A 1,187-nucleotide genomic window follows, 5' to 3' on the forward strand; every position below is an offset into this window, starting at 1 on the left:
CGAGCGCGAGGGCGAGCGTGATCGGCTCTATCAGCAGATCGGGCGTCTGCAGGTTGAGCTGGATTGGTTGAAAAAAAAGACCGGACAGCTCAGTTGAGCGTGGCCGAGAAGCGTGCCTGTGTCGAGCCCGATCATGGCGAGCTGAGCATCGCGCGCCAATGCGAGCTGATTGGCCTGGGTCGGGCGAGCTACTACCGTGGTGGGGGCTTGGCCACCGACAGCGCGGAGAATCTGCATCTGATGCGCCTGCTCGACGAGGAGTACACGCGCCACCCCTTCTACGGCTCGCGCAAGCTCACCGCTTGGCTGCGCCGTGAGGGCTATGCGGTCAACCGCAAGCGGGTGCAGCGCCTGCTGCGGCGCATGGGGCTGGTGTCCTTGGCCCCGGGGGCGCATACCTCGCGCCCGGCGCCGCAGCACAAGGTCTATCCGTACCGCCTGCGAGGCTTGGCGATCGAGCGCCCGAATCAGGTCTGGTGTACCGATATCACCTACGTGCGCCTGGTGGGCGGCTTCGTCTACCTCACGGTGATGCTCGATTGGTACAGCCGTTACGTGCTCTCCTGGGAGCTGTCGGTGACACTCGAGGAGCAGTTCTGCGTCAGTGCCCTGCAGCGCGCGCTCGAGCGCTATGGAGCCCCAGAGATCTGCAACAGCGATCAGGGCGCGCAGTACACCGGGACGACCTTCACCGGTGTGCTCGAGGACGCGGGCGTGGACATCAGCATGGACGGACGCGGACGCGCCCTCGACAACATCATGGTTGAGCGGTTGTGGCGCTCGGTGAAGTACGAGGAGATCTACCTCAAGGAGTATCAGAGCGTCGCCGCGCTGATCGAGGCACTGCGGGCCTACTTCCGCTTCTATAACGAGGAGCGCCCGCATCAGAGCCATGACAATGCAACACCCGGGGCGGTTTACCGAGACGAGGTGGCGTCCGTGGCCAGCGAGGCGGTGCCAGCGCCTGCGTGTGGATAAAGCGTGAATCTCGCACGCGAGCGTGGGGACAAGCCGGGGACAACGCCCTCTTGGCGCGTTGCCCCCACCTTGCCCCCACTGATTCACCCTTTCTCCACACTACGGCGCAGCAACCAAATCAGAGCTGGTGAGCGCCTGCGGCGCAACAGCAACAGATTTTTATAACTTATTTTGGGCGGGGAGCTGTCTTGACATAGGGGTCCACCTCA

General features: G+C 63.6%; 1 protein-coding gene. It reads left to right on the forward strand.

The features are described from left to right. The first annotated feature begins 63 nt into the window (after nt 1-63). Nucleotides 64-978, forward strand: coding sequence for an IS3 family transposase (locus G3480_RS26795; protein WP_276611764.1), 915 nt, complete (start codon nt 64-66; stop codon nt 976-978). Nucleotides 979-1,187 lie beyond the last annotated feature (209 nt).

The organism is Thiorhodococcus mannitoliphagus, from assembly GCF_010915725.1.
Lineage (GTDB): Bacteria > Pseudomonadota > Gammaproteobacteria > Chromatiales > Chromatiaceae > Thiorhodococcus > Thiorhodococcus mannitoliphagus.